Below are 19,709 nucleotides of genomic sequence, written 5' to 3' on the forward strand. Positions count from 1 at the left end.
GGGACATGAAAGTTAACATCGAAATCGACTGTACCCCCCTCGAAGCCCGTCAGTTCATCGGATTGCCCGACCTGGCACCAATGCAGACGGCGGTCATGGACAAGCTGCAGCAGCAGGTTCTGAGCAACATCGACAAGGTCTCGCCGGAATCGCTGATCCAGAGCTGGTTCACCTTCGATCCAAAGCTTGCCGAGCGATTTCAGGACATGTTCGTCACCATGGCCGGCCTCGGCGGCACGCGCAGCGGCGATAAGAAGAAATAATGCCGCCCGGTCCGGACGGGCCGCAGACCTCAGGCCGGCTTCGTCCGCCGGGCCTTGCTTTGCTGCTCGCCGAAGCCCGTGGGTTGCTCGAACTCAACGCCAGCCTGCTGCTGTCGCCGGTCCTGATGCGGGCGCCAAAAGGCGACGGCCATCCGGTGCTGGCGCTGCCTGGCTTCCTCGCCAGCGATCTCTCGATGGCGCCGATGCGGCGCTATCTCAGCGAGCTTGGCTATGAGGCACATGCCTGGCGGATGGGCCGAAATTTCGGCGGGTTCGGACGGATGCGGGATTCGTTGCGCGCCCGTCTAGCCGAAATCCATGCTGCGAGCGGCCGCAAGGTCAGCCTGGTCGGATGGAGTCTCGGCGGCGTCTATGCGCGCGATCTCGCGCTCCAGGCGCCCGACATGGTCCGCAATGCCATCACGCTCGGCAGCCCTTTTGCCAATGACATACGGGCGACCAATGCGACGCGGCTCTACGAGATGATGTCCGGCGAGCGTGTCGAGGATTTCGCCGAGCTGCGCGTGGCGATCGCCGGCGATCTTCCGGTGCCGGCGACGTCGATCTATTCGCGCGCCGACGGGATTGTGAACTGGCGGACCTGCCTGCTGCGTCCCTCCGACCGTGCCGAGAACATCGAGGTGCACCTGGCGAGCCATATCGGGCTTGGGGTGAATCCCGCGGCGCTGTGGGCCGTGGCGGACCGCCTTGCGCAACCGGAGGGAGAGTTCTGGCCATTTGACAGGGCAGGGCCGTTTGCCATTGCATATGCCCCGCCGGAACAGGCAGTATCGGCCTGACGAGAAGCGCCGCCTAAGGCGCCCGTCAAATACTCGGGAGGGAACTATGGCTGACGGTAAGAAGCTGTCGTCGCTGGACGCGTCGTTTCTCTATCTGGAAACGCCGGAAATGCCGATGCATGTCGGGAGCATGGCGATCTTTCGTCTGCCGGACGACTACAAGGGCGACTTCTTCGAAGATTTCAAGGCGATGATCGTCTCGCGCCTGCACATCGCGCCGATCCTCAAAGCGCGGCTGGAGAAGGCGCCGCTCGATATCGATCATCCCTCCTGGATCGAGGACGATCAGTTCGACATTGACCGTCACATCTTCCGCGCCAGCCTGCCGCAGCCGCGCGACCGCGCTACGCTCGAACGCATCGTGGGCTGGATGCACGCCAAGCTCTTGAACCGTGCCCGCCCGCTCTGGGAGTTCTACGTGTTCGAGGGCATGAAGGACAACGAGGTCGGGCTCTATTCCAAGATGCATCATGCCGCCATCGACGGGGGCGCCGGTGCGGCGCTGACCAACATGATCTACGACATCTCGCCGATCCCGCGGAAGGTCGATCCGCCGACCGCGGGAGCGAAGCCCGGGCAGGAGCCGCGCGACATCGCAGCGAACCTGGTCGATTCCTACCAGCAGCTTTTCACCCAGCCGCTCGATGCATCGGCGGCCGCGAAGAATCTGCAGCTGCCACGCACCGGCAAGAGCGATATCGGTTCGATCCTGTTCGACAATGCGATGTACCAGATCGAGAGTGCGGTGCGCTTTGCCGGCAACATCCCAACCATGGTCAAGAGCGTCTCGGACGTGCTCGGCAAGATATCCGATCCAAAATCGCGCGAGAGCCTCGCCAGCATGGTCTCGCCGCCGACCATGCTCAACAAATCGATCTCGTCCGAGCGCAGCTTCGCCGGTGTCTCGATTTCGCTGTCGCGATCCAAGGCGCTGGCCAAGCAGGCCGGCGGCAAACTCAACGACGTCGTGCTGGCGCTCGCTTCCGGGGTGGTCCGGCGCTACCTGCAGCAACATGGAACGTTGCCGGCGAAGTCCTTGACCGCTGCCGTACCGATCTCGCTGCGCGAGGAGGGCAACACCGACGCCAACAACCAGGTGTTCGGCATGATCTGCTCGATCGCAACCAACATCGACGATCCCAAGGCACGCCTGGAAGCCATTATCGCGCAATCGACCAAGTCCAAGGAGATGTCGCATCCGCTGCGGGCTCTGATGCCGCAGATCTCCAATATCTCGATGCTGGGCGCGCCGATTGTCGTGCAGATCATGGCGCTGCTCTACAGCCGCTCCGACTTGTCGAATGTGTTGCCGCCGGCTGCGAACATTACGGTGTCCAACGTGCCGGGGCCGCGGCAGACGCTCTACGCCGCGGGCGCGGAGCTGTTGCACATCTTCCCGGTATCGATCTCGACGCACGGACAGGCGCTCAACATCACCGTGCAGAGCTATCGCGACCAGCTCGATTTCGGCTTCATCGTCGGCGCCAACATCATTCCGCACGTGCAGGTGATGTGCGACATGCTGCCGGAAGAATTCGCCGCGCTCGAGGCTGCCTATGCTTCGCCCGCGGCGGACATCAAGGGCGCCGCTGAGTAGGAATGTTCCGATGATTGAAATGCCACCGCTCAAGTTCGTACAGACGAACGGAATCCGCATGGGCTATTACGAGGCGGGCCCGGTTACAGACAAGCCGCCGATGGTGCTGTGCCATGGCTGGCCCGAACTCGCATTTTCCTGGCGCCACCAGATCAAGGCGCTGAGCGAGGCCGGCATCCGCGTGATCGCGCCGGACCAGCGCGGCTACGGCGCGACCGACCGGCCAGAGCCGGTCGAGGACTACGACATCGAGCACCTGACCGGCGATCTGATCGGCCTGCTCGACCATCTTCAGATCGACAAGGCGATCTTCGTCGGCCATGACTGGGGCGGTTTTATCGTCTGGCAGATGCCACTCCGGCACATCGACCGGGTCGCCGGCGTGGTCGGCATCAATACGCCTCATACCAACCGCGCCTGGGCCGATCCGATCGAGCTCCTGCGCGCGCGCTTCGGCGAAAAGATGTATATCGTGCAGTTCCAGGATCCCGCGCGTGAGCCCGACAAGATCTTTGGCAGTCGCGTCGAGCAGACCTTCGATGCCTTCATGCGCAAGCCCGTAGCGCGCCCGGCAGATGCTCCGGCGGAGGAAGTCGTCGCGGGTGTCGGTGCCTCCCCGCGACTGAACCTGGCATTTCCGCAGATGATCGCGGGCTACGATGCGAAGCACGATCCTCGCACGCCGATCCTGTCGCCCGAAGAGAAAAAGGTGTTCGTGGACAATTTCACCAGGACGGGCTTCACCGGCGGCATCAACTGGTACCGCAATATGTCCCGCAACTGGATGCGCGCCGAAGGGCTCGATCATACGGTGCGCGTGCCGTCGCTGATGATCATGGCCGAGAACGACGCGGTGTTGCCGCCGTCTTCCGCCGATGGCATGGACAAGCTGATCCCCGATCTGGAAAAATATCTGGTCCGCGACAGCGGCCATTGGACGCAGCAGGAGAAGCCGGAGGAAGTCAGCGCCAAGCTGATCGAATGGCGTAGAAGGCGGTTTGGCTAGCTCGCAACGACGGCGTTGAATACCGAGGCAGGGGAAGCACTTTTAATGTCATCGAAGAACCGTCTGGACCCGATCCCGCAGCCGCCGACCAAGCCGGTGGTCGGCAACATGCTGTCGCTGGATTCGGCCGCACCGGTGCAGCATCTGACCCGGCTTGCCAAGGAGCTGGGGCCGATCTTCTGGCTCGACATGATGGGCTCGCCGATCGTGGTCGTCTCCGGCCACGATCTCGTCGACGAGCTCTCCGACGAGAAGCGTTTCGACAAGACGGTGCGCGGTGCCCTGCGGCGGGTGCGCGCGGTCGGCGGCGACGGCTTGTTCACGGCCGACACCAGGGAGCCGAACTGGAGCAAGGCGCACAACATCCTGCTCCAGCCTTTCGGCAACCGCGCCATGCAGTCCTATCACCCGAGCATGGTCGACATCGCGGAGCAGCTCGTGGGCAAATGGGAACGGCTCAACGCCGACGACGAGATCGACGTCGTCCACGACATGACGGCGCTGACGCTGGATACGATCGGCCTGTGCGGCTTCGACTACCGCTTCAATTCGTTCTACCGGCGCGATTACCACCCCTTCGTCGAGTCGCTGGTGCGCTCGCTCGAAACCATCATGATGACGCGCGGCCTGCCGTTCGAGCAGCTCTGGATGCAGAAGCGCCGCAAGACCATGGCTGAAGATGTCGACTTCATGAACAGGATGGTCGACGAGATCATTGCGGAGCGCCGCAAGGGAGGCGAGGCGACCGACGACAAGAAGGATATGCTTGCGGCGATGATGACGGGCGTCGATCGCTCGACCGGCGAGCAGCTCGACGACGTCAACATCCGCTACCAGATCAACACGTTCCTGATCGCAGGCCACGAGACCACCAGCGGCCTGTTGTCCTGCGCGCTCTATGCGTTGCTCAAGCACCCCGACATTCTCAAAAAAGCCTATGACGAGGTCGACCGCGTCCTCGGTCCCAATGTCGACGTGCGTCCGACCTATCAACAGGTCACGCAGCTCACTTACATCACGCAGATCCTCAAGGAGGCGCTGCGGCTATGGCCGCCGGCGCCGGCCTATGGCATCTCCCCACTGAACGACGAGGCTATCGGCGGCGGCAAGTACAAGCTCAGGAAGGGCACGTTCACCACCATCCTGGTGACCGCGCTGCATCGCGATCCCTCTGTCTGGGGTCCCAACCCGGATGCGTTCGATCCGGAGAATTTCAGCCGGGAGGCGGAAGCCAAACGGCCGATCAATGCCTGGAAGCCGTTCGGCAACGGCCAGCGCGCCTGCATCGGCCGCGGCTTCGCCATGCACGAGGCCGCGCTCGCGCTCGGCATGATCCTCCAGCGCTTCAAGCTGGTCGACCACCAGCGCTACCAGATGCATCTGAAGGAAACGCTCACGATGAAGCCGGAAGGCTTCAAGATCAAGGTCCGTCCGCGCGCCGATCGCGAGCGCGGCGCCTATGGTGGACCTGTAGCGGTGTCGTCGGCGCCGAAGGCACCGCGCCAGCCCACCGCGCGCCCCGGCCACAACACGCCGATGCTCGTACTTTACGGCTCCAATCTCGGCACCGCCGAAGAGCTGGCGACGCGGATGGCCGACCTTGCCGAGATCAACGGCTTTGCCGTGCATTTGGGGCCGCTCGACGATTACGTCGGCAAGCTGCCGCGGGAGGGCGGCGTCCTGATCATCTGCGCCTCCTATAACGGCGCGCCGCCGGACAATGCGACACAATTTGTCAAATGGCTCGGCGACGAGCTGCCGAAGGATGCGTTTGCCGATGTGCGCTACGCCGTGTTCGGCTGCGGCAACAGCGACTGGGCCGCGACCTATCAATCGGTACCGCGCTTCATCGATGAACAATTATCGGCGCATGGTGCGCGCGCGGTCTATCCGCGTGGCGAAGGCGATGCGCGCAGCGATCTCGACGGCCAGTTTCAGAAATGGTTCCCGGCGGCCGCCCAGGTCGCGACCAAGGAATTCGGCATCGACTGGAATTTCACCCGTACCGCGGAGGATGATCCGCTCTACGCGATCGAGCCGGTCGCGGTGACCGCCGTCAACACCATCGTCGCCCAGGGCGGCGCGGTGGCCATGAAGGTGCTGGTCAATGACGAGCTTCAGAACAAGGCCGGTTCCAATCCGTCGGAGCGCTCGACGCGCCACATCGAGGTGCAGCTGCCGTCCAACATCACGTACCGCGTCGGCGATCATCTGAGTGTGGTCCCGCGCAACGATCCGACGCTGGTGGATTCGGTTGCCCGTCGCTTCGGCTTCCTGCCGGCCGACCAGATCAGGCTTCAGGTCGCCGAAGGCCGCCGCGCGCAATTGCCGGTCGGCGATGCCGTGTCAGTGGGCCGCCTGCTCAGCGAGTTCGTCGAGCTCCAGCAAGTGGCGACACGGAAGCAGATTCAGATCATTACCGAGCATACGCGTTGTCCGGTCACGAAACCAAAACTGCTGGCCTTCGTTGGCGAGGAGGCTGAAACACTCGAGCGTTATCGCACCGAGATTCTGGCGAGGCGAAAATCGGTGTTCGATCTGCTGCTCGAATATCCGGCCTGTGAATTGCCGTTCCACGTCTATCTGGAAATGCTCTCCCTGCTGGCGCCGCGCTATTACTCGATCTCGTCTTCGCCGTCGGTCGACCCGGTTCGTTGCAGCGTCACGGTCGGCGTGGTTGAAGGACCGGCCGCCTCCGGCCGCGGCACGTACAAGGGTATCTGCTCGAACTATCTCGCCAATCGACGCGCGGGCGACGTTATCCATGCAATCGTGCGTGAGACCAAGGCCGGCTTCCGGCTCCCGGACGATCCATCCGTGCCGATCGTCATGATCGGCCCGGGCACGGGACTGGCGCCGTTCCGCGGCTTCCTCCAGGAGCGCGCCGCGCGCAAGGTCAAGGGCGCCGCGCTCGGTCCGGCCATGCTGTTTTTCGGCTGCCGTCATCCCGATCAGGATTTTCTCTACGCGGACGAGCTGAAGGCGCTGGCGGCGAGCGGCATCACCGAGCTGTTCACGGCGTTCTCGCGCGCGGAGGGGCCAAAGACCTATGTGCAGCACGTCCTCGCTGCGCAGAAGGACAAGATCTGGCCGCTGATCGAGCAGGGCGCGATCGTCTATGTCTGTGGCGACGGCAGCAAGATGGAGCCCGACGTGAAGGCGGCGCTGGTCGCGATCCATCGCGAGAAGAGCGGCAGCGATGCCGCCACGGCTGCCCGCTGGATCGAGGAGATGGGTGCAAAGAACCGGTATGTTCTGGACGTATGGGCGGGTGGATAACCCGGCAGCCGGACGTGCTAAAGCTCTCGCATGATTCCCTGGGAAAAGATCGATACCGCCAAAATCCCCGGCTCCGATGAAGAGCTTCGCCTGATGCGGCGAGGCAAGGAGTTCTCAATCAAGCTCGGCACCAACGAGCTGATGAACAACCGCCTGTCGGGCTCGGAGGCCGCGCTCGCCACGCTCGCGGCGAAGCAGATCGAGACGGTCGCAAAACCTGTCGTCCTCATCGGGGGCCTGGGCATGGGTTTTACGCTGCGTGCGGCGCTGACCGTGCTCGGAAGCAAGGCGAAGATCGTTGTCTCCGAGCTCGTGCCGGCGGTGGTCGCCTGGGCGCGGGGTCCGATGGCGCAGGTGTTCGGTGACAGTCTCGATGACGTCAGGGTGAGCATCCGGGAAACCGACGTTGGCGAAATCATCCGGGCGCAGCGGTCGGCATTCGATGCCATCCTCCTCGACGTCGATAACGGGCCGGAAGGGCTGACCCGGAAGGGCAATGATGCGCTCTACAATGCGAGTGGGTTGAAGGCGGCGAAGACGGCGCTGCGGACGGGCGGCGTGCTCGCGGTCTGGTCCTCGGGGCCCAACCCGGCCTTCACCAAGCGGCTCGGGAGCGCCGGATTCGAAGTCAACGAAGTCAATATCCGCGCCACCGGAAGAGGCGGTGGCGCACGTCACGTGATCTGGCTGGCGAGGAAGAGCTAGGCCGCCTGCCCAGCAACCGGTTCGATCCGTCAGAACATCGTGTTGTTGTTCGCCGGATTTTCCGGGATCGGTTGCACGACGTCCCAGTGTTCGACAACCTTGCCGTTCTCCAGCTTGAAGATGTCGACGATCGCATTGCCCCTGCTGCCGGGCTCGCGAACCGCGTGAACGTGCAGGATGACGTAGTCGCCATCCACGAAGCTGCGCTTGATCTCGCTGTGCGAGTTCGGGAATTTCTCGCGCAGGAAGCCAATGAACTTTCGGAATCCGTCCGGACCATCGGCCGCGTTTGGATTGTGCTGGACGTAGCGGTCGCCGACATAGGCGAGGGCTGCATCGGCGTCCTTTTGGTTGAGCCCCTTCTCGTAGAACGCAAGGACAGTTTTGCGATTGGCTTCTTCTTGCGCGCCACCCGCCATCGCGGCGCCGCTGGCGAGGGACAGCGTGAGGACTGAAGCAGCGACGATTGCGGCCGACCGGACGATGAGATGCATGTGAACTCCGAGAGGCCGCGGCCTCTTTGTTGGCGATTGAGGTTCTCAGCGATTGAAGGAGGCCTGTATAGCTTTCGCACCGGCACGCGTTAAGAGAGTAACCGGCAGCTCACATGGTCACCGTGAGGAGACTGTCTGCGTCGGTCAATCTACGCCGCCTGCACCTCCGCGCCATGGGCGTGCTTGGCGATGGCGTCGATGATGTCCGGCCAGAACCGCATCGGCAGCGCGTGGCCCATGCCGTCGATCATCAGCAGCTTGGCCCCCGGAATTGACTCTGCCGTGTCCCTGCCGCCCTCGGGGCGGACCAGCGGATCGACGGTGCCGTGGATGACGAGTGTCGGCGTCTTGACGCCATGCAGCCGCTCCTTGCGGCTACCCGAGGCGAGCACCGCGCGGAGCTGCCGGCCGACACCGGCCGGATTGAGCCCGCGCGCGAACACGCGCTCGGCACGACCGGGATCGAGCGCCTCTTCCTCCGGGAAGGACCCGGCCCGCAACACGTTCCAGGTCTGGCCGTAGCGGACGATGAACTCCTCCTTGCTGCGCGGCGGCGGCGCCATCAGCATCGCGGCGGCCTCGCGTGTCGGGGGCGGCAGGCGCGGATTGCCGGTCGTCGACATGATCGAGGTGAGCGAGCGCACCCGCTCGGGAAACGACAACGTCACTTCCTGCGCAATCATGCCGCCCATGGACGCCCCGACCAGGTGCGCCGACTTGACGCCGAGCGCATCCATCAGCCCGACAGTGTCTTTTGCCATGTCGATCAGCTTGTAGGTTGCGGCCACAGGAATCCTGAGAAACCGGAGCTTCAACAGCTCGAGCGGCGTCAGACGCTTGCCGCCTGTGAGATGGCTCGACTTGCCGATGTCGCGATTGTCGAACCGGATGACGCGAAAGCCGTGCGCGGCGAGCTGCTCACAGAACGCATCGTCCCAGTGGATCATCTGGGCGCCTAACCCCATGATCAGAAGCAGCGGCTCGGCACTGTCGTTGCCGAAAGTCTCGTAACAGATGTCGATGCCGTTGGCGTGGACGGTTTGCGGCGGATGATAGGCGTTCACGGGTGCGTTCCCTCGGCTTTTGATTAATGCTGTATCGCACGGTTTCCCCTCGCAATGAAGCCGCGTCCGCGACACCGGACCCGCTGCTTGCCGGTTGACCGGCACCGCGCAACGGTGTGGTATGGCGAAAAAGGAAGGGCATCGAAGCTCTCGCTTTCAGGAGGACGCCGATGACCGACAAAAGCAACGACCCCATTGCCATGTGGCAGAAGATGGTTGGCGAGATGGAGAAGGGGTTCAACTCCTTCGCCAATCAGGCCATGTCGTCGCCCGAGTTTTCGCAAGCCGTGAACCGGGCCGGCGGCGTTGCTGCAGGTGCTCAGAAGCAGCTCGGCGACCTCATGGAGAAATATCTGGTCTCCATGAATCTGCCGAGCCGGGACCAGGTCACCGGCCTTGCGGAACGGCTACAGTCCATCGAAGGACAGATCGGTGAGATCAAGTCGATGCTGAGCCAGATGGCGGCAAGTTCCGGAATTTCTCAGGGCTCCGATACTGCATTGCGCCCGCCGCGCACCAAGCGCCCGCCGTCTGAAGGCGGAGAGAAGACATGAATGCACCCGCCGGATTAGACTTCGCAGGGATCCCGGAGCGCATCCAGTCCGAGGTGCAACGCGCCATCCAGAGAAGCATCAAGGGCGTCGAATATTTCTCGACGTCCGGCCCCACGCTCGGGTCGACGCCGAAGGACGTGCTGCATTCACGCGGCACGATGAGCCTCTACCACTATCGACCGATGTCCGACGAGATCTATCGAATTCCGATTTTGATCGTGATGGCGACCACCAATCGCGGTTACATTCTCGACCTCGTGCCCGGCCAGAGTTTCATCGAGTTCCTGTTGAAGCGCGGCTACGACGTCTACATGCTCGACTGGAGCGCGCCACGGCCGGAGGAGAAGAGCCTCCGCATGGAGGATTATGTCCTCGACTTCATCCCGGACTGCATCCGCCGCGTGCAGCAGGATTCCGGCGAACAGGACGTCTCCGTCATCGGCTATTGCTTCGGCGGCGTGCTGTCGCTGCTCTACGGCTCGATCCACAAGGATGGGCCGATGAAGAATTTGATCTGCTTCACCACGCCGATCGACTTTCGCGAGATGAAGCTGTTCTCGAACTTCTCCGACCGTCGCTATTTCGACGTCGATCGCCTCGTCGACAGCGTCGGCAACGTGCCGCCCGAGATGATCCTGTCGTCGTTCGAGATGCTGCGCCCGGCCTCCCGCACCGTCAGCCAGATCCAGCTCTGGGAAAACATCTGGAACGACGAGTTCGTCAAATCCTACCGGATGTTCGACCGCTGGGCGACCGACACGCTGCCGCTGGCCGGCGAATATTTCCGCACCATCACCAAGGACCTGATGTGGGACAACAAGCTGTTCAACGACACCATGTCGGTCGGCGGCCGTGCGGCGAAGCTCGAGGACATCAAGGTGCCGTTCCTGCATGCGGTCGCCGAGCATGACCACATCGTGCCGTATGAGGCGGCAAAGCACCTGATCGCCAAGATCGGATCGGAGGACAAGGAGGAGGTGATGCTGAAGGGCGGTCACGTCTCGCTGGTCGCCGGCGCCAATGCGGTGAAGCGGCTGTGGCCGAAACTGGATTCCTGGCTGGGGAAGAGATCGACATGAGTGAGCAGCGTTCCTATCCGCGCCATGTGAAGACGGACGCGGGCGATATCGAGATCCGCCTGATGTCCCCGGCGGACGAAGCCGCGGTGCTCGCCTTCGGCAAGGGCCTGCCGACCCACGACCTGTTGTTCCTGCCGCGCAACATCAGTGAGCCGAAGGTGCTCTCCGCCTGGGTCAAGGAGATCGCGCGCGGCGCGATCACGAGCCTGCTCGCGGTCAGGGACGGCACGGTCGTCGGCTGCGGCACGCTGGTGCGCGATCCGCACTCCTGGTCGCCTCATGTCGGCGAGATCCGAATGGTGGTTTCGCTCGACGTGCGCGGGAAGGGGGTGGGAAGGACGCTGTCGCAGGAGACCTTCGCCCTAGCGCTCGGGGCCGGCCTCGAGAAGCTCTCGGTCCAAATGACGGTCGATCAGCAGGCGGCGATCACGCTGTTCGAGAGCCTTGGCTTCAAGGCCGAGGCACTGCTGCGCGACCATGTTCGCGACGTCGACGGCAAGACCCACGATATCGTGGTGCTCGGGCACAACATCGCGCAGGTCCAGGCCCAGATGGAGGCCTATGGGCTGCTTGGCGCCGTCCAGCATTGAGAACCGCTGGACGGTGTTCGGGAACCCGGATGGTCAGGGAGGCGCCAGATGCCTCTCAACATGGCTATTCACGGTTTCGTGATATCGCACTGCAATATGGATATTGCATCGCACAATTAACTATGGCATATAAGCCGTGCCCCGGGCCAAAACCGGACGGGGCGAGCCCATAGCTCAACCAATGAGGATGGAGAGACCCCCAATGACCACCGAAACCAACACCGCTTTCGAAGGCTTCAAGGACGCGTTCAAGAACATCCAGAACCTGGAAGTTCCCGAGGCCGCCCGCGAGTTCGTCAAGAAGTCCGCCAACACTGCCAAGGACCGTGCTGCCGAGGTGTTCGCTGGCTCTGAGCGCGTGACCGCCGCCGTCGAAAACGCGGTGACCGAGACCGTCACCGAAGCCGGCAAGATCAGCCGCAACATCCAGCAGGCGATCTACGAGGACGCCGAGGCATTCTTCGCAGGCATCGACAAGCTCGCGTCCGCCAAGTCGTTCAGCGAAGCTGTCGAGATCCAGTCCGGCCTGCTCCGCGCCCGCGGCGAAGCGTTCGTCTCGCGCGCCAAGGCGACCACCGACTATTTCGGCAAGCTCGCCGCTAACGGTGCGAAGTCCGCTCAGGACAATTTTGCCAAGGTCTACAACAAGACCGCCTGATACGGCCCCCTGAGTAAAAACTGAATTTGAGGCCCGCTTCGGCGGGCCTTTTGTTATTCCGCCGTAGCCGTCATTGCGAGCGAAGCGAAGCAATCCAGTCTGCCTCCTTGGAAAGACTCTGGATTGCTTCGCTTCGTTCGCAATGACGGATAGGGTGATGCTGTGATGACTCCATCAGGCGCCTTCTCTTTCGACACTCCCGGCGACGCCGAACGCGCAGCCGAATTGCGCCGCGTGAAAGCGCTGGCGACGCTGGTGCTGGGCTCGACGCTTGTCCTGTTCGTCGTTGCGAAATGGCTGCTGCCCGTACATCCCGTGTTCGGATTCATCGCGGCCTTCGCCGAAGCCGCGACCATCGGCGGGCTCGCCGACTGGTATGCGGTGGTCGCGCTGTTCAAGCGTCCACTCGGCCTGCCGATCCCACACACCGCGATCATCCAGAGCAACCAGGCCCGTATCGCCGACAAGCTCGGCGAGTTCATCCAGGTGCATTTCCTCGAGGCCGCTCCCGTCGAGGCCAAGCTGAAGGAGATCGATTTCGGCTCCTTCGTCGCCGACTGGCTGCGCGATCGCAAGCGCAGCGATGACCTCGCGCGCTTTGCGCTGCGCCTGCTGCCGGAGGCTGTCTCCGCGACCGAGAGCTCCGGTCTGATGACCTTCATCATCCGCCGCATGTCCTCGCAGCTCCAGGCCGTCGATCTGGCGCCGCTCGCGGCCGGCACGTTGCGCGGCTTCGTCGCGGAAGGGCGGCACCAGATCCTGTTCGACGATCTTCTGCGCGTGATGCACGAGACGCTGAACCAGACCGAGACGATGGCGATCATCCGCGAGAAGGTGCGCGCGGAATTGCCGACCTTGCTCAGGCTCTATCGCGCCGACAAGTTTCTGGTGAACAAGATCGTGGCCTCCGCCACCGCGTTCTTCAATGAAGTGCGCAGCGATCCCAAACATCCTTTTCGCGGCGAGTTCGATCGCATGGTGCTGAGCTTCGTCGACCGGCTCGGCACCGACCAGGCCTATATCGACCGCATCGACGGCTTGAAGCGCGATCTGCTCGCGCGTCCCGAGCTTGCCGATCTCGCCCGCACCGTCTGGGCCAATACGCGGTCCTTCATCGAACGTAGTGCAAGCGGCGAGACGCAGGTGCTGCAGCATCATCTCGCGGGAATGTGTGTCGCGGCGGGCGAAGCGCTTGCGGGCGATGCCGAGCTGCGCGGCGAGATCAACAAGGGGCTGGTCGCGGTGCTGCGCAGTTTCGTCGCGGACCAGAAGAGCGGCGTCTCGACCTTCATCTCCGACCAGGTCAAGTCGTGGGACATGGCGCAGCTGATTTCGCTGATCGAAATCAACATTGGCCGCGACCTGCAATACATCCGCTTCAACGGCTCGCTGATCGGGGGGCTCGCGGGTCTTGCGCTTTACTCCGTAGAATTCCTGCTTCGATTGTTGTGACTTTTGCGTCACGGACGTCAGCATTAACGCGCGGGCCTATTGTGGCCCGGGGTGTCTCCCGCTTGAATGTCGGGAACCCGCTGCCTAGCTGATTCATGTTGCGTTGCGGAACGATCCAGAAGCCGGCGTGTTGGAATCCCATACCCATCTGCCGGCAAACAACCGGTGGCCTTTTCAGCAATTTTCCCAAGGGGACCATTGATGACCGCTACTGCCCAGACGCTGAGCCCGCCGTCTCGCACCCTGATGTTCCTGGAAGGGCGAGCGATCCACGAGTTCGGCGCCTTCCTCGGCGCGCTGCCGCTGCTCAGCCTCGCGCCGCGCGGCGATGGGCATCCGGTGCTGGTTCTGCCGGGCCTCGTGGCCTCCGACGGGTCCACGCGTGCACTGCGCACCTTTCTGTCCGGCAAGGGCTATGCGGTGAGCGGCTGGCGCCAAGGCCGCAACTATGGCCTGCGCGAGGGCGTGCAGCACGCGATGGTGGATCTGGTTCAGGAGCTCAGCGACAGGCACGGCCGCAAGATCAGCCTGGTCGGCTGGAGCCTCGGCGGTCTCTATGCGCGCCAGCTCGCCAAGATGATGCCCGACCGCGTACGCCAGGTGATCACGCTCGGCAGCCCCTTTGCCGGCGATCCGCATTCGACCAATGCCTGGCGAGTCTATGAATGGGCGAGCGGCCGGAAGTCCAACGAGGTCGACCCGCAGTTCGGCGGCGATCTCGCCGTTCCGCCGCCGGTGCCGACCACGGCGATCTTCAGCCGCACCGACGGCGTCTGCGCCTGGCAGGGCTGCATGGAGAAGACGGGCGCGCAGACCGAGAGCATCGAGATCGAGAGCAGCCATTGCGGCATGGGCCATCATCCCGCCGCTGTCTTCGCGGTGGCTGATCGCCTTGCGCAGAAGGAAGGCAGCTGGCGGCCCTTCGACCGCAGCGGCTGGCGCAGCGTGGTCTATCCCGATCCGCATCGGTAATTCTTTGCCTCTCTCCGTAAGAACGGGGCAAGGGAGAAGAGCGTCGCACCCGTCCATTGTCGTGCCCGCACCAAACGCGCTATGCCTCGCGCATGGCGCATCCGTTGTCCCGCATCATCGATCAGCTCAAGCGCGAGCCGTCGCGCACCGGCTCTATCGTCATCACGGTATTCGGTGATGCCATCGTGCCGCGTGGCGGTTCGGTATGGCTCGGCACGCTGCTGGAATTCTTCGAGACCCTGGACATCGACAGCGGCGTGGTGCGTACCGCGATGTCGCGGCTTGCTGCCGATGGCTGGCTGACGCGCGAAAAGGTCGGCCGCAATAGTTTTTACCGCTTGGCCGACAAGGGCCGCCAGATCTTCGAGGCCGCGACACGCCATATCTACGATCCGCCGCCATCCGACTGGACCGGGCGCTTCGAGCTGCTTCTGATCGGCAATGGCGAGGATCGCGATGCCTCGCGCGAGGCGCTCCGCAATGCCGGCTTCGGCAGCCCGCTGCCGGGCGTGTGGGTCGCCCCGTCAGGCGTGCCAGTGCCCGGCGAGGCCGCGGGCGCCATCCGTCTGGAGGTCTCGGCCGAGGATGACAGTGGTCGCCGGCTGCTCAGTGCGAGCTGGCCACTGGATCGCACCGCGGACGCCTATCTCAAGTTCATGAAGACGTTCGAGCCGCTGCGCGCCGCGATCGCGCGCGGCAGCGACTTGTCCGAGGCCGACGCCTTCACGGCGCGCATCCTCCTGATCCACCATTATCGCCGAGTCGTGCTGCGCGATCCGCTGCTGCCCGAAAGCCTGCTTCCGGCGAACTGGCCAGGCAAGGCCGCCCGTGCGTTGTGCGGCGACATCTATCGCGCGCTGCTTGTCCCATCGGAACAATGGCTTGATGGTCGTGGGACCAATGAAAAGGGGCCATTGCCGCTGGCGCGGAAACTCCTGGAGAGGAGATTCGAGACTTGATTGTTATGTTACAGAAATATATTGCGTGATCTGATTCTTGTTATATATTGCTCAATAAAATGGGAGGATGCGCATGTATACCCAGGCGCTGAACACGGCCGAGACCGATGATCGCGGCCTCGAGGATGCGGCCAAGGCTGCGCAGTTCCAGACGCGCATCGATGCCGAGGAGCGCATCGAGCCGAACGACTGGATGCCGGCGGCTTATCGCAAGACGCTGACCCGCCAGATCTCCCAGCACGCTCATTCCGAAATCGTCGGCATGCTGCCCGAAGGCAACTGGATCACCCGCGCGCCGTCCTTGCGCCGCAAGGCCGCGCTGCTCGCCAAGGTGCAGGACGAGTGCGGCCACGGGCTCTATCTCTATGCCGCGGCCGAGACGCTCGGCACTTCGCGCGAAGAGCTGGTCGACGCCATGCTCGCGGGCAAGGCCAAATATTCCTCGATCTTCAACTACCCGACCCTCACCTGGGCCGACATCGGCACCATCGGCTGGCTGGTCGACGGCGCCGCGATCATGAACCAGATTCCGCTGTGTCGCTGCTCCTATGGTCCTTACGCGCGCGCGATGATCCGCGTCTGCAAGGAGGAGTCGTTCCATCAGCGCCAGGGCTATGAGATCATGCTGACGCTGTGCCGTGGCTCCGAGGAGCAGAAGGAGATGGCGCAGGATGCCTTGAATAGGTGGTGGTGGCCGGTGCTAATGATGTTCGGCCCGCCCGATGCCACCAGCCAGCACAGCGACACCTCGACGAAATGGAAGATCAAGCGCTTCTCCAATGACGAGCTGCGGCAGAAGTTCGTCGACGCCACCGTGCCGCAGGCGCAATATCTCGGCCTCACCATTCCCGATCCCGGCATGATTCAGGACGCCGACGGGCACTGGCGCTACAGCGAGATCGACTGGACCGAGTTCAAGCAGGTGCTCGCCGGCAACGGTCCTTGCAACCGGGATCGCATCGCGGCACGCCGCAAGGCGCACGATGAGGGCGCCTGGGTGCGCGAGGCGGCAGCTAGCTATGCCGCAAAGCGCACGCAGCGTCGAACTGCACAAGCGGCAGAGTAGGGAGATCGCGATGGCCACGCCGAACACGCCGCTGTGGGAAGTCTTCATTCGCAGCCGCAACGGGCTCGCGCACAAGCATGTCGGCTCGCTGCATGCGAGCGACGCCACGATGGCCTTGCAAGCCGCCCGCGATATCTACACGCGTCGCGGTGAGGGCCTTTCGATCTGGGTGGTGCCGTCGACGGCGATCACCGCAAGCGATCCCGCCGAGAAGGGCATGATGTTCGAGCCGGCGGAATCAAAGATCTACCGCCACCCGACGTTTTACGAGGTGCCTGAGGAAGTAGGACACATGTGATGGCGAACATCGAGGTCTCCGAAACACCGCTGGTGCTCTACGCATTACGCCGCGCCGACGACGCGCTGATCCTCGGCCACCGCCTGTCGGAATGGTGCGGGCATGCGCCGATGATGGAAGAGGACATGGCGCTCTCCAACATCGCGCTCGACCTCATCGGCCAGGCCCGCGAGCTCTACACCTACGCAGCCAAAGCCGAAGGCAAGGACAACGACGAAGACAAGCTCGCCTACCTTCGCGATGTCAGGCAGTATCGCAATCTGCTGCTCCTCGAGCAGCCGAACGGCGACTTTGCCCAGACGCTGGTGCGGCAGTTCTTCTATTCCGCCTTCGCCGATCTCTACTGGCGCGCCATGATGACCTCGCGCGATACGACGCTCGCTGCGATTGCCGCGAAGTCGGAGAAGGAGAGTGCCTATCACTTGCGGCATTCCTCGGAGTGGATGATCCGGCTCGGCGACGGCACCGACGAGAGCCATGCCCGCGCGCAGGCTGCGATCGATCATCTCTGGGCGTTCACCGGCGAGATGTTTGCCGTCGACGACGGCGAGCACGCCTTGATCCATGCCGGTATCGCCGTAGACCCAGGCACCTTGCGGGGTCGTTGGCTGACGACACTTTCGGATGTGATCGGCGAAGCAACGCTCAAGCTGCCGCAGAACGACTGGATGCAGCAGGGCGGCCGCGTGGGCCGGCACAGCGAGCATCTCGGCCATCTCCTCTCAGAGCTGCAATCGATACAGCGTACCTTCCCGGGGCAGACATGGTGACGGTGCTGGAGCCCCATAGCGACCTGCGCCGACGGGCCTGGGATGCCGCGGCGAGCGTGGTCGATCCCGAAATCCCGGTTTTGACCATCGCCGATCTCGGCGTGCTCCGTGATGTCGTCCTCGACGGCGATCAGGTCGAGGTCGCGATCACCCCGACCTATTCGGGCTGTCCGGCCATGAACATGATCGCGCTGGAAATCGAGGTCGCGCTGGAGCGCGCCGGTTTCCGCAGTCCAAAGGTCCGCACCGTGCTGTCGCCGGCCTGGACCACCGACTGGATGAGCGAAGAGGGCCGCCGGAAGCTTCATGCCTACGGCATCGCACCGCCGCAGGCCTCGAATTCACGCCGCGCGCTGTTCGGCGAGCAAGCCGTTGTGTGCCCGCAATGCGGCTCGGCGAATACCGAGCTGCTGTCCGAATTCGGCTCCACCTCCTGCAAGGCACTCTGGCGCTGCAGGGCGTGCCGCGAACCCTTCGACTACTTCAAGTGTCATTGACCATGTCAGCAGTCGCACCACGCTTTCATCGCCTGGCCGTCAACGACCTCCGCCGCGAGGCGTCGGACGCCATATCGCTGACATTCGCCATCCCGACGGAGCTTGCGACCGACTACGCTTTCATGCCCGGCCAATACCTCACACTCCGCACCATGCTGGATGGCGAGGAAGTGCGCCGCTCCTATTCGATCTGCTCCGGCCCCGACGACGGCGAGATACGGATCGCCGTCAAGAAGGTTGATGGAGGCGCGTTTTCGAGCTGGGCAGCGGACGATTTGAAGTGTGGCGACGCGCTGGACGTGATGACGCCCACGGGACGCTTCGGCGTGATCCCGCCGGCCGGCGGCGGCCGCATCCATGTCGGCTTTGCCGCTGGGTCCGGCATCACGCCGATCCTGTCGATCGTCAAGGGCGTCCTCGCGCGCGAAGCCGACAGCCGCTTCTTCCTGTTCTACGGCAATCGCACGACCGACAACATCATGTTCCTCGAGGCGCTCGAAGAGCTCAAGGATCGCTTCATCGACCGCCTCTCGATCTTCCACGTCATCTCGGGCGAGGAACAGGACATTCCGATCCTGCACGGCCGGCTCGACGGCGACAAGGTGAGGGTGCTGCTGCGCTCGCTGGTACCGGCGGAAAGCGTCGATCACGTCTTCATCTGCGGTCCGTCCGGCATGAGCGAGGACATCGAGGCGACCTGTCGCGATCTCGGCATCGCGGAGGAGCGTATCCATGTCGAGCGGTTTGTCTCGGAGTTCGGTGGCAAGCCGCGGCCGAAGAAGATCGTTGCGCCGGACGCGCCGCCGAAAGCGATCGCGTCGCTGATCATCGACGGCAAGCGCCGCGACGTGCCGGTGGCAGAGGACGAGGCGATCCTCGATGCCGCGCTACGCGCCGGTGTCGATCTGCCCTTCGCCTGTAAGGGCGGCATGTGCTCGACCTGCCGTGCCAAACTGGTGGAGGGCGAGGCGCCGATGGACATCAACTACTCGCTGGAACCCTGGGAGCTGAAGGCCGGCTTTGTCCTGACCTGTCAGGCCAAGCCATCGTCGGAGCGGGTCGTGGTCGACTACGACCACGTTTGACAGTTTTAGCCAGGCAGCAGAACATCGTGTCCAAACAATCGGACGGGAGAAGCGCGTGAACGTCAAAGCCGCCTTGTCGCCCGAGGATATTGCCCGCGCCTGCGCCGATGCGATGTGGGCGGAGGACGATGCCTCCAAAGGACTCGGCATGGAGATCGTCGAGATCGGCCCGGGGTTCGCGACGGTGGCGATGAATGTGCGGCCGGATATGGTCAACGGCCAGCGCATCGCCCATGGCGGCTTCATCTTCACGCTGGCCGATTCCGCTTTCGCTTTCGCGTGCAACTCGCACAACGACCGCGTCGTGGCGGCGCAGGGCCAGATCACCTTCATCAAGCCAGGCAAGCTCGGCGATCGCCTCGTCGCAAAGGCCCGCGAGGTCACGCGTGGCGGCCGCTCCGGCATCTATGACGTGCGCGTCACCGCCGGCGATACAGTCATCGCCGAATTCCGCGGGCATTCGCGGGTCATTCCCGGAAACTGGCTGCCGGCGCAGGATCAATAAAGAAAAGCAATGATAC

General features: G+C 63.4%; 21 protein-coding genes. 19 read left to right on the forward strand and 2 right to left on the reverse strand.

The window, feature by feature from the left end:
• Positions 1 to 5 precede the first annotated feature (5 nt).
• Genes ACFQX9_RS01015 through ACFQX9_RS01040 form a run of 6 tightly spaced genes read left to right on the forward strand, consistent with a single transcriptional unit; the run spans position 6 to position 7,650 of the window.
• Positions 6 to 263 (forward strand): DUF6489 family protein, encoded by a 258-nt coding sequence (locus ACFQX9_RS01015; RefSeq protein ID WP_007593837.1) that lies wholly within the window; start codon positions 6 to 8, stop codon positions 261 to 263.
• Positions 263 to 1,063, forward strand: coding sequence for a triacylglycerol lipase (locus ACFQX9_RS01020; protein WP_018457034.1), 801 nt, complete (start codon positions 263 to 265; stop codon positions 1,061 to 1,063). Before ACFQX9_RS01015 ends, ACFQX9_RS01020 begins: the two co-directional genes overlap by 1 nt.
• 46 nt (positions 1,064 to 1,109) lie before the next feature.
• Complete coding sequence (locus tag ACFQX9_RS01025) at positions 1,110 to 2,660, forward strand: wax ester/triacylglycerol synthase family O-acyltransferase (RefSeq protein ID WP_085352151.1); 1,551 nt, start codon at positions 1,110 to 1,112, stop codon at positions 2,658 to 2,660.
• 10 nt (positions 2,661 to 2,670) lie between these two features.
• Complete coding sequence (locus ACFQX9_RS01030; RefSeq protein ID WP_085385882.1) at positions 2,671 to 3,666, forward strand: alpha/beta fold hydrolase; 996 nt, start codon at positions 2,671 to 2,673, stop codon at positions 3,664 to 3,666.
• Between the two features lie 45 nt (positions 3,667 to 3,711).
• Positions 3,712 to 6,945 carry a bifunctional cytochrome P450/NADPH--P450 reductase gene (locus tag ACFQX9_RS01035; RefSeq protein ID WP_368508384.1) on the forward strand — a complete coding sequence of 1,078 codons (3,234 nt, stop codon included), beginning with the start codon at positions 3,712 to 3,714 and terminating at the stop codon, positions 6,943 to 6,945.
• A gap of 30 nt (positions 6,946 to 6,975) precedes the next feature.
• Positions 6,976 to 7,650 carry a spermidine synthase gene (locus ACFQX9_RS01040; protein WP_204510610.1) on the forward strand — a complete coding sequence of 225 codons (675 nt, stop codon included), beginning with the start codon at positions 6,976 to 6,978 and terminating at the stop codon, positions 7,648 to 7,650.
• 29 nt (positions 7,651 to 7,679) lie between these two features.
• Here ACFQX9_RS01040 and ACFQX9_RS01045 read toward each other — a convergent pair whose 3' ends face one another.
• Together ACFQX9_RS01045 and ACFQX9_RS01050 are read right to left on the reverse strand one after the other, a co-directional pair.
• Complete coding sequence (locus ACFQX9_RS01045; protein ID WP_204510611.1) at positions 7,680 to 8,144, reverse strand: nuclear transport factor 2 family protein; 465 nt, start codon at positions 8,142 to 8,144, stop codon at positions 7,680 to 7,682.
• Positions 8,145 to 8,293: 149 nt separating this feature from the next.
• Positions 8,294 to 9,208, reverse strand: coding sequence for an alpha/beta fold hydrolase (locus ACFQX9_RS01050; RefSeq protein WP_204510612.1), 915 nt, complete (start codon positions 9,206 to 9,208; stop codon positions 8,294 to 8,296).
• A gap of 170 nt (positions 9,209 to 9,378) precedes the next feature.
• Between ACFQX9_RS01050 and ACFQX9_RS01055 the strand changes: the two genes are divergently transcribed.
• The 13 genes from ACFQX9_RS01055 to paaI all read left to right on the forward strand — a co-directional run bounded on the left by ACFQX9_RS01055 (position 9,379) and on the right by paaI (position 19,693).
• Positions 9,379 to 9,762 carry a hypothetical protein gene (locus ACFQX9_RS01055; protein WP_018457027.1) on the forward strand — a complete coding sequence of 128 codons (384 nt, stop codon included), beginning with the start codon at positions 9,379 to 9,381 and terminating at the stop codon, positions 9,760 to 9,762.
• Positions 9,759 to 10,841, forward strand: coding sequence for an alpha/beta hydrolase (locus ACFQX9_RS01060; RefSeq protein WP_026233284.1), 1,083 nt, complete (start codon positions 9,759 to 9,761; stop codon positions 10,839 to 10,841). Before ACFQX9_RS01055 ends, ACFQX9_RS01060 begins: the two co-directional genes overlap by 4 nt.
• Entirely contained in the window at positions 10,838 to 11,431 is a 594-nt protein-coding gene (locus tag ACFQX9_RS01065) for a GNAT family N-acetyltransferase (protein ID WP_166517674.1), read from the forward strand. The genes ACFQX9_RS01060 and ACFQX9_RS01065 overlap by 4 nt, the downstream gene beginning before the upstream one ends.
• A 202-nt stretch (positions 11,432 to 11,633) precedes the next feature.
• The gene (locus tag ACFQX9_RS01070; protein WP_204510614.1) at positions 11,634 to 12,089 is read left to right on the forward strand and encodes a phasin; all 456 of its coding nucleotides are present in this window, start codon (positions 11,634 to 11,636) and stop codon (positions 12,087 to 12,089) included.
• 165 nt (positions 12,090 to 12,254) lie between these two features.
• Positions 12,255 to 13,541 (forward strand): DUF445 domain-containing protein, encoded by a 1,287-nt coding sequence (locus tag ACFQX9_RS01075; protein ID WP_018457023.1) that lies wholly within the window; start codon positions 12,255 to 12,257, stop codon positions 13,539 to 13,541.
• Between the two features lie 201 nt (positions 13,542 to 13,742).
• Positions 13,743 to 14,513 carry a triacylglycerol lipase gene (locus ACFQX9_RS01080; protein WP_018457022.1) on the forward strand — a complete coding sequence of 257 codons (771 nt, stop codon included), beginning with the start codon at positions 13,743 to 13,745 and terminating at the stop codon, positions 14,511 to 14,513.
• Between the two features lie 92 nt (positions 14,514 to 14,605).
• Entirely contained in the window at positions 14,606 to 15,472 is an 867-nt protein-coding gene (gene paaX / locus ACFQX9_RS01085; protein WP_018457021.1) for a phenylacetic acid degradation operon negative regulatory protein PaaX, read from the forward strand.
• 73 nt (positions 15,473 to 15,545) lie between these two features.
• Complete coding sequence (gene paaA / locus ACFQX9_RS01090; protein WP_368508382.1) at positions 15,546 to 16,538, forward strand: 1,2-phenylacetyl-CoA epoxidase subunit PaaA; 993 nt, start codon at positions 15,546 to 15,548, stop codon at positions 16,536 to 16,538.
• A gap of 10 nt (positions 16,539 to 16,548) precedes the next feature.
• Positions 16,549 to 16,836: a 1,2-phenylacetyl-CoA epoxidase subunit PaaB gene (gene paaB, locus ACFQX9_RS01095; protein WP_008136594.1), complete on the forward strand. Its 288-nt coding sequence runs from the start codon at positions 16,549 to 16,551 to the stop codon at positions 16,834 to 16,836.
• Positions 16,836 to 17,606 (forward strand): 1,2-phenylacetyl-CoA epoxidase subunit PaaC, encoded by a 771-nt coding sequence (paaC, locus tag ACFQX9_RS01100; RefSeq protein ID WP_085352161.1) that lies wholly within the window; start codon positions 16,836 to 16,838, stop codon positions 17,604 to 17,606. Before paaB ends, paaC begins: the two co-directional genes overlap by 1 nt.
• Positions 17,600 to 18,103: a 1,2-phenylacetyl-CoA epoxidase subunit PaaD gene (gene paaD / locus ACFQX9_RS01105; protein ID WP_018457018.1), complete on the forward strand. Its 504-nt coding sequence runs from the start codon at positions 17,600 to 17,602 to the stop codon at positions 18,101 to 18,103. Before paaC ends, paaD begins: the two co-directional genes overlap by 7 nt.
• A gap of 2 nt (positions 18,104 to 18,105) precedes the next feature.
• Positions 18,106 to 19,188: a 1,2-phenylacetyl-CoA epoxidase subunit PaaE gene (gene paaE, locus ACFQX9_RS01110; RefSeq protein WP_018457017.1), complete on the forward strand. Its 1,083-nt coding sequence runs from the start codon at positions 18,106 to 18,108 to the stop codon at positions 19,186 to 19,188.
• A gap of 55 nt (positions 19,189 to 19,243) precedes the next feature.
• Complete coding sequence (gene paaI / locus ACFQX9_RS01115) at positions 19,244 to 19,693, forward strand: hydroxyphenylacetyl-CoA thioesterase PaaI (RefSeq protein ID WP_377786107.1); 450 nt, start codon at positions 19,244 to 19,246, stop codon at positions 19,691 to 19,693.
• The last annotated feature ends 16 nt before the right edge of the window (positions 19,694 to 19,709 follow it).

Source organism: Bradyrhizobium sp. GCM10028915, from assembly GCF_042666195.1.
Lineage (GTDB): Bacteria > Pseudomonadota > Alphaproteobacteria > Rhizobiales > Xanthobacteraceae > Bradyrhizobium > Bradyrhizobium canariense_D.

Coding starts and splice junctions, on each gene's coding strand:
- ACFQX9_RS01015 (WP_007593837.1), top strand. CDS start 6: ATGAAAGTTAACATCGAAATCGACTGTACCCCCCTCGAAGCCCGTCAG.
- ACFQX9_RS01020 (WP_018457034.1), top strand. CDS start 263: ATGCCGCCCGGTCCGGACGGGCCGCAGACCTCAGGCCGGCTTCGTCCG.
- ACFQX9_RS01025 (WP_085352151.1), top strand. CDS start 1,110: ATGGCTGACGGTAAGAAGCTGTCGTCGCTGGACGCGTCGTTTCTCTAT.
- ACFQX9_RS01030 (WP_085385882.1), top strand. CDS start 2,671: ATGATTGAAATGCCACCGCTCAAGTTCGTACAGACGAACGGAATCCGC.
- ACFQX9_RS01035 (WP_368508384.1), top strand. CDS start 3,712: ATGTCATCGAAGAACCGTCTGGACCCGATCCCGCAGCCGCCGACCAAG.
- ACFQX9_RS01040 (WP_204510610.1), top strand. CDS start 6,976: ATGATTCCCTGGGAAAAGATCGATACCGCCAAAATCCCCGGCTCCGAT.
- ACFQX9_RS01045 (WP_204510611.1), bottom strand. CDS start 8,144: ATGCATCTCATCGTCCGGTCGGCCGCAATCGTCGCTGCTTCAGTCCTC.
- ACFQX9_RS01055 (WP_018457027.1), top strand. CDS start 9,379: ATGACCGACAAAAGCAACGACCCCATTGCCATGTGGCAGAAGATGGTT.
- ACFQX9_RS01060 (WP_026233284.1), top strand. CDS start 9,759: ATGAATGCACCCGCCGGATTAGACTTCGCAGGGATCCCGGAGCGCATC.
- ACFQX9_RS01065 (WP_166517674.1), top strand. CDS start 10,838: ATGAGTGAGCAGCGTTCCTATCCGCGCCATGTGAAGACGGACGCGGGC.
- ACFQX9_RS01070 (WP_204510614.1), top strand. CDS start 11,634: ATGACCACCGAAACCAACACCGCTTTCGAAGGCTTCAAGGACGCGTTC.
- ACFQX9_RS01075 (WP_018457023.1), top strand. CDS start 12,255: ATGACTCCATCAGGCGCCTTCTCTTTCGACACTCCCGGCGACGCCGAA.
- ACFQX9_RS01080 (WP_018457022.1), top strand. CDS start 13,743: ATGACCGCTACTGCCCAGACGCTGAGCCCGCCGTCTCGCACCCTGATG.
- paaX (WP_018457021.1), top strand. CDS start 14,606: ATGGCGCATCCGTTGTCCCGCATCATCGATCAGCTCAAGCGCGAGCCG.
- paaA (WP_368508382.1), top strand. CDS start 15,546: ATGTATACCCAGGCGCTGAACACGGCCGAGACCGATGATCGCGGCCTC.
- paaB (WP_008136594.1), top strand. CDS start 16,549: ATGGCCACGCCGAACACGCCGCTGTGGGAAGTCTTCATTCGCAGCCGC.
- paaC (WP_085352161.1), top strand. CDS start 16,836: ATGGCGAACATCGAGGTCTCCGAAACACCGCTGGTGCTCTACGCATTA.
- paaD (WP_018457018.1), top strand. CDS start 17,600: ATGGTGACGGTGCTGGAGCCCCATAGCGACCTGCGCCGACGGGCCTGG.
- paaE (WP_018457017.1), top strand. CDS start 18,106: ATGTCAGCAGTCGCACCACGCTTTCATCGCCTGGCCGTCAACGACCTC.